Origin of the sequence: Enterococcus florum, from assembly GCF_004309355.1 — a bacterium.
GTDB lineage: Bacteria > Bacillota > Bacilli > Lactobacillales > Enterococcaceae > Enterococcus_A > Enterococcus_A florum.
Genome location: NZ_BJCC01000047.1, coordinates 1 through 6,108 on the forward strand (window position 1 = coordinate 1; position 6,108 = coordinate 6,108).

The window sequence follows — 6,108 nt, forward strand, 5'->3', positions numbered from 1 at the left end:
GACAGGTGGCTTTCGCAGAGTGTTGCAAGTGCAACGCTCTTTTTTGTGTGCTCGTAACAAAAGTACCGTAAACTACTCATTTTTTAGATCACAGTACCGTCAGAGCGTACACTGCCATGTACATCCTATCGATCTGATCCAGCATTCGCTGGGTTTGTTTTGCTTCGTTAGAGTTTTTGAGCAATTGAAGCATCTGTTTGGCTTGTTTTCTTTCTCCAGCCGTAAAATAGTGTTTCAATTGACCTGTTTTTTGCAGTAAAAACAACAATATCAGCAATCTCTGATCGTTTGGAAAAAATAATTGTTGGCTCAATGCAGCCACAAGTCCCTCAATCACACGCTCATCGACTAAATAGGCCGAGCTGTTTTCATGGATAGAATCTGCATGTACAACTCCCTTTTGAATTAATTCGATGCGTATATCCGTCATTAGCTGATTAATTTCTCGATCTAAGGCAGCTGCTGCATAGGTGTTGGCCACGTTGTCTAGCGTGGGACGTTTATAGGCAGATAGACGTTCAGCTACACTCTTTAGAAACGTTAGTTCCTCCGGTAAAAAGCGTTGCTTCAGTTGGATTTCCTTCTTATGGAGTTCAATCAGATCTGCCTCTTGCAAATCCAACAAGGCAGCCATCACTAGACAAACTCTGCTGCGGGTATCCAAACTGTTGATTTTTCCCTTCCGATTCATCGTTAGTAAAAAATATTGCTCTGTGAACGTTGACCTTTTCACTGCACATTCCTCCTTTTCTTTCTGTTTAGTGTACTACTGGAAAAGAAAGAGAGTTAGAAATCCTCCCTATTTATTCCTTTTACGAGGTTCAAGCTGCTTTAATAGGTTTTTCTGTCAGAATAGAACCTATAGTTTCTCTCTTAAGCCTTCCTTATACATTCAGCGATCAAAAACGAGTGATTATCTTACAAAAAGGTTTCAATATTTCATAAATTCGAATATTTTGTGAAATGAGTCATTTTTTTGAAACCGACTTCTTCATGATGAAAACAAGCCTTACAGCAGGATTCAAAAAAGATTAAAGATTTCAAAAGGCCATTTTTTGTTCGATTTTGTCACATTGAAACATGACTTTGTAACCAATTGTCACTGGTTTATTACCTATGAAACACAAAAGGATGGTAAAGTATCTCTCGTAGTCGAAAACGACTAAAATCATCTTTATGGAGGAATTTACATAATGAAATTCGGGAAAGCTCTATTTCTTAGCACTTTGATGGCTGCAGGTGCAGCAATGGTATTTGGAACAAACGACGCACATGCGGCTGAAACCTACACTGTTGAATCTGGCGATACTTTATCAACGATCTCTCAAAAATTTGCTGGCGATGACAGTTTAGTAAACTCGATCGCACGCATCAACAACATCAGCAATGTTGATTTGATTTTTGCCGGTGAACAATTGACTGTAGATACAGATGCTAAAAACGAAGCAGCAACAACACAAGCTGCTCCAGCACAGCAAGCAGCACCCGTTCAAGAAACGTATACGGAACAAGCAGCAGCGCCTGTCCAAGAATATTCTGCTCCGGCACAACAATATTCCGCACCTGAACAAGCAGCAGCGCCAGCAAACAGCTCTTCTGCGAAAGAATGGATTGCTCAAAAAGAATCTAGCGGTTCTTACAGTGCAACAAATGGTCAATACATTGGACGTTACCAACTTAGCGCTTCTTACTTAAACGGTGACTATTCTCCAGAAAACCAAGAGCGTGTAGCAGATCAATACGTAGCTTCTCGTTATGGTTCATGGGAAGCCGCTCAATCATTCTGGTTGGCAAACGGCTGGTACTAAAATTGAAGCAGCAAAAAAACATTCCGAAAATTCGGAATGTTTTTTTATTGCTCAATGATCGGATATAGGTCAGTGGGTGTTTCAATGATCCAGTCAGCGCCTGCAGCTTCCAGCTCAGAGCGATCACCAAATCCATACAATACGCCAATACTCGAAATACCATTGTTTTTCGCACCAAGAATATCATATTTGCGATCTCCCACCATGAATACCTCAGAATTCTCTGTCGCTAGTTGTTTGATCGCTCGTCTGATCACATCACTTTTGCTGTCTCGTCCGCGCATGTCTGCACCAAAAAAACCTGTAAAAAACGGGGACAACCCAGTTATTTCCATAATTTGCTCGGCAAATTTTTGTGGCTTTGATGTAGCCAATCCTACTATGCAAGAGTGGGAAAGCTGCTGAAGCAACTCTGGAATTTCAGGATACACGTGCAGCTGTTGAATCCCTTTTTCTGCATAGTATTCGCGATAAACCTCAATAGCCCGTTCTGCCTCTTCTGCTGCCATTCCGTATAGTTCACTCAACGAAGCTGTCAAGGGAGGACCAATAAAACTCTTTAAAACCCTGTCATCAGGAATAACCAATTCAAGCTTTTCCATCATATATCGAATAGAAGCCAGGATTCCTTCACTGGAGTCAGTCAATGTCCCATCTAAATCGAACAACACAATTTTTTTCATCTGATCCCTCCGCATTCTCTCCATTTATGTTCTATCTGTTCTTTCTATCCTAGCTTTCTTTGAAACGATTGGCAAGAGTGAGCAGGATATTTGCCAGATTTTTGATTTCTAGATATACTTACTTTTAGTAAGATTAAAACCATTTAGGAGGAACATTTCATGGACACTCAAATTCGCGGCTTGCACCACGTTACAGCAATGACATCAAGTGCGCAAAAGAACTATCGCTTTTTCACAGATATATTAGGGTTACGAATGATTAAAAAAACCGTCAATCAGGACGATATTGAAACCTACCACCTTTATTTTACAGATGATGAAGGGGCTCCTGGGACAGATATGACCTTTTTTGATTTCCCGGGTATTCCTAAAGGAACAAAGGGTACAAATACCATATCACGTACAGGGTTCCGTGTGCCAACAGATGCTTCACTGGATTATTGGAACGAACGTTTTTCTATTTTGGAAGTTGAACATGGAGAAGTCAGCGAACGCTTCGGCAAAAAATACTTAGAATTTCGTGATTTCGATGATCAATTGTTCCAACTAGTGTCTGATGAAACGGATCATGGAGTTGCTGGCGGAACTCCATGGAAACATTCAAATGTTGAAAAGGAACATGCCATCATTGGCTTAGGGCCAACGATCGTAACTGTCTCTAACTTTGATCATATGAAGCTGGTATTAGAAAATGTTCTCGGTTTTAAAGAGACCGCAGAAGAAGGTACAATGCATCAGTTTGAGATTGGTGAAGGCGGCAACGGCGCAACGATTTTAGTTGATTTTCGTGATGATCTGCCTCCTGCACAGGAAGGTTATGGCAATGTTCATCATCTGGCGTTGCGGGTAGCAGACGATGAAGCTTTACACTTTTGGATCAAAAAGATCAATGATTTAGAATTTCCAAATTCAGGTTTTGTTGACCGCTTCTACTTCCAATCAGAATACTTCATGGCTGCACCAAACGTTCTATTTGAATTAGCGACTGACGGCCCCGGATTTTTGCAAGACGAAAGCTATGAACATGCTGGAGAGATTCTGTCACTGCCACCTCATCTGCAATCAAAACGTCAGGAAATCGAGGACTATGTACGTCCATTTGATACCTCTGACGCCAATTTGAAACGAAACTAATTAAAAGCAGGCGTGAATGCCTGCTTTTTAAATAGCCATGCTCATCATAAATCAGGTACAATAAAACAGAAGGAGGCTAGCCATGATTCATTACTCAGCGAAAAACTTAACTACGCAGCAAAACTATAAATTTTTGACTGGAAGTATTATTCCGCGTCCAATCGCTTGGATCACTACAAAAGATCCAGATACCCAAGTTGTGAACGCCGCACCCTTCAGCTATTTCAATGTCGTCGCAAAAGACCTGCCATTGATCAGTTTATCAATCAACAGAACATCCAATGCGCAAATGAAAGATTCCGCAAGAAATTTAGTAAATCATAAAGAAGCGGTCGTTCACATCGTTAATGATCAAGTGTTATTGGAAATGAATCAAACCGCCGCGTCCTTGCCTGCTTCAGTCGGCGAACTAGAAGACAGTGCCTTAACCTTGATACCTAGTCATTCGATCAATGTCCCGGCAATCAATGAAGCTCCGATTCGAATGGAAACAAAGCTTCATCAGTACATTCCGATTAAGGGACTGAACGAAGCGATTGTCTCAGACCTGTTTATCTTAGAAGTGATGGATTATTACTTCTCACCAGATGTATTTGATCCACAAAAAGAATATATCTTGCCGCTTGCACTTTCTCCGATTGCACGTTTAGCTGGGGAAAGCTACAGTCATATTGGAACTATTCTCGATATCAAGCGGCCAAAATAAACAAGAAGCATTCTCCGCCATTTTTGCGGATGAATGCTTCTTGTTTATTTTTGTTTATACAATCGACATTCCACCATCTACAACGATGAATTGTCCAGTGGTATAGCTGGCTGCATCGCTAGAAAAATAAAGGATCGTTCCATTGAGTTCCCCTTGTTTTCCTGCACGATTCATTGGGTTCAAACCATAATAAAGCGTCAAAAAGTCATCTGATTTGAAAAGCGTATCCTCTGTCATTTCGGATTCAAATAACCCAGGTCCGATCGCGTTTACCGTAATATTGTTTTTACCATATGTTGCTGCCATCCCTTTCGTCAGTCCAAGCACGGCTGCTTTGCTGGCATTGTAAGAATGCCGAACAAAAATATCGTCCTTATCTGCAATAACCGCATTCACAGAAGCGATATTGACGATTCTGCCGTATTCATTTTCTATCATATGCTTCACCACGTATTTACTCACCAAAAAGATTCCTTTGACGTTCACATCGATTGACTTGTCAAAATCTTCCACTGTTAAAGTATCCACGCCGCCTCCGACAGCGATCCCGGCATTATTCAGCAGGATATCCAAATGACCAAAGTGTTCATATGCTTGAGCAATGCCTGATTTTACGCTTTCTTCATCTGTTACATCCATTTTGATCGCTAAAACATCTCGACCCATTCCTTTGAGCTCTTCAGCAAGCGCTTCCAAACGTTCTAATCTTCTTGCCAATAAAACAACGTCTGCTCCTGCTTGAGCATATGCCATAGCCGCATCTCGCCCTAAACCACTGCTTGCTCCTGTAACTACAGCCACTTTCCCAGTTAAATCAAACATTTTTGTAACCCCCATCCATTCATATTGATAGTTTGAGTTACTACCATTACTCAAAGGTTACCGAAAGTTTCATACTGCTGTCAATAGACGAATGAAAAATAGATAAGATACTCAAAAAAAAGGAATCGCTGAAAAGAGGCTTCTTCAGCAATTCCTTTTCCAATTGGCAAAGGGGATCCTTAGTTCTCACGCATATCTACGATAGAAACATTCCCATCAATCATACCGCTGGTTCCCTTCAGCTTAGTCAATGCACGTTGATCATCATAGATCAAATCCATTTTGTCGTCCAGATACATTCTCGAGTATTCTTTCACAGGAATCTTCCCCATGTTGCTTTCAATAAGCGATTGGTAATCCGACTGATCCTGGCCATCCTTCAAAATCAAGAAACGAAAATGAGTATTTAAGGAACAAAGGCCAATTTTAGAGTATCTCCCAACCCCATCATCCATATCTAAGACGATTACAGCATCCTTGTATTGTTCAAAACGTTTTTTTACCTTTTCTTCTATATTTAAATACATAAGTCTCATCTCCTTACTCTAAGAGTAGCACTTTTAGTAAGTAAATACATTTTTAACGCTCAAAAAAAGACAACCATAATAGTTGTCTTACGAACTCCGGCAGTAGGACTCGAACCTACGACATCATGATTAACAGTCATGCGCTACTACCAACTGAGCTATGCCGGAATGATCTGCGTGGCGACGTCCTACTCTCACAAAGGGAAACCCTTCACTACAATCGGCGCTAAGAAGCTTAACTTCTGTGTTCGGCATGGGAACAGGTGTATCCTTCCTGCTATCGCCACCACACTTTATTATTCTTGAGTAAACTTCGTTCACTCAAAACTGGATCAAAAAATCAAATCTCACCAAGAATCTTTCTTTTGGTTAAGTCCTCGATCGATTAGTATCAGTCCGCTCCATACATCACTGCACTTCCACTTCTG

At 40.9% G+C, this 6,108-nt stretch carries 7 protein-coding genes, 1 tRNA gene and 1 rRNA gene; 3 read left to right on the forward strand and 6 right to left on the reverse strand.

All coding sequences use genetic code 11. From position 1 onward, the window contains the following. Positions 1–88: 88 nt before the first annotated feature. On the reverse strand, positions 89–733 hold the full coding sequence (locus NRIC_RS18795) for a GPP34 family phosphoprotein (RefSeq protein ID WP_146624262.1): 645 nt from the start codon (positions 731–733) through the stop codon (positions 89–91). Positions 734–1,193: 460 nt separating this feature from the next. Between NRIC_RS18795 and apf the strand changes: the two genes are divergently transcribed. Further along, positions 1,194–1,808: an aggregation-promoting factor gene (gene apf / locus NRIC_RS18800; RefSeq protein ID WP_146624263.1), complete on the forward strand. Its 615-nt coding sequence runs from the start codon at positions 1,194–1,196 to the stop codon at positions 1,806–1,808. A gap of 44 nt (positions 1,809–1,852) precedes the next feature. Here the strand turns inward: apf and NRIC_RS18805 are convergent, their stop codons facing one another. Then, positions 1,853–2,491, reverse strand: coding sequence for an HAD-IA family hydrolase (locus NRIC_RS18805; protein WP_146624264.1), 639 nt, complete (start codon positions 2,489–2,491; stop codon positions 1,853–1,855). A gap of 159 nt (positions 2,492–2,650) precedes the next feature. On the opposite strand from NRIC_RS18805, the gene NRIC_RS18810 reads away from it, so the two are divergent. Together NRIC_RS18810 and NRIC_RS18815 are read left to right on the forward strand one after the other, a co-directional pair. Further along, a complete protein-coding gene (locus tag NRIC_RS18810; protein WP_146624265.1) occupies positions 2,651–3,625 on the forward strand; it encodes a ring-cleaving dioxygenase in 975 nt (324 codons plus the stop codon). Positions 3,626–3,707: 82 nt separating this feature from the next. Then, entirely contained in the window at positions 3,708–4,331 is a 624-nt protein-coding gene (locus tag NRIC_RS18815) for a flavin reductase family protein (protein ID WP_146624266.1), read from the forward strand. A gap of 54 nt (positions 4,332–4,385) precedes the next feature. Here NRIC_RS18815 and NRIC_RS18820 read toward each other — a convergent pair whose 3' ends face one another. The 4 genes from NRIC_RS18820 to rrf form a co-directional block, all read right to left on the reverse strand. Then, positions 4,386–5,153, reverse strand: a complete 768-nt coding sequence (locus NRIC_RS18820; protein ID WP_146624267.1) for an SDR family NAD(P)-dependent oxidoreductase — start codon at positions 5,151–5,153, stop codon at positions 4,386–4,388. 179 nt (positions 5,154–5,332) lie between these two features. Beyond that, the gene (locus NRIC_RS18825; RefSeq protein ID WP_146624268.1) at positions 5,333–5,680 is read right to left on the reverse strand and encodes an iron-sulfur cluster biosynthesis family protein; all 348 of its coding nucleotides are present in this window, start codon (positions 5,678–5,680) and stop codon (positions 5,333–5,335) included. Between the two features lie 94 nt (positions 5,681–5,774). After that, positions 5,775–5,848: transfer RNA gene (locus NRIC_RS18830), tRNA-Asn, on the reverse strand. A 7-nt stretch (positions 5,849–5,855) separates the two neighbouring features. Next, a 5S ribosomal RNA gene (gene rrf / locus NRIC_RS18835) occupies positions 5,856–5,971 on the reverse strand. Between the last annotated feature and the right edge of the window lie 137 nt (positions 5,972–6,108).

Bases quoted from the DNA above. Each gene is read 5' to 3' on its own strand.
- apf (WP_146624263.1), top strand. From the start codon at position 1,194: ATGAAATTCGGGAAAGCTCTATTTCTTAGCACTTTGATGGCTGCAGGT.
- NRIC_RS18805 (WP_146624264.1), bottom strand. From the start codon at position 2,491: ATGAAAAAAATTGTGTTGTTCGATTTAGATGGGACATTGACTGACTCC.
- NRIC_RS18810 (WP_146624265.1), top strand. From the start codon at position 2,651: ATGGACACTCAAATTCGCGGCTTGCACCACGTTACAGCAATGACATCA.
- NRIC_RS18815 (WP_146624266.1), top strand. From the start codon at position 3,708: ATGATTCATTACTCAGCGAAAAACTTAACTACGCAGCAAAACTATAAA.
- NRIC_RS18820 (WP_146624267.1), bottom strand. From the start codon at position 5,153: ATGTTTGATTTAACTGGGAAAGTGGCTGTAGTTACAGGAGCAAGCAGT.
- NRIC_RS18825 (WP_146624268.1), bottom strand. From the start codon at position 5,680: ATGTATTTAAATATAGAAGAAAAGGTAAAAAAACGTTTTGAACAATAC.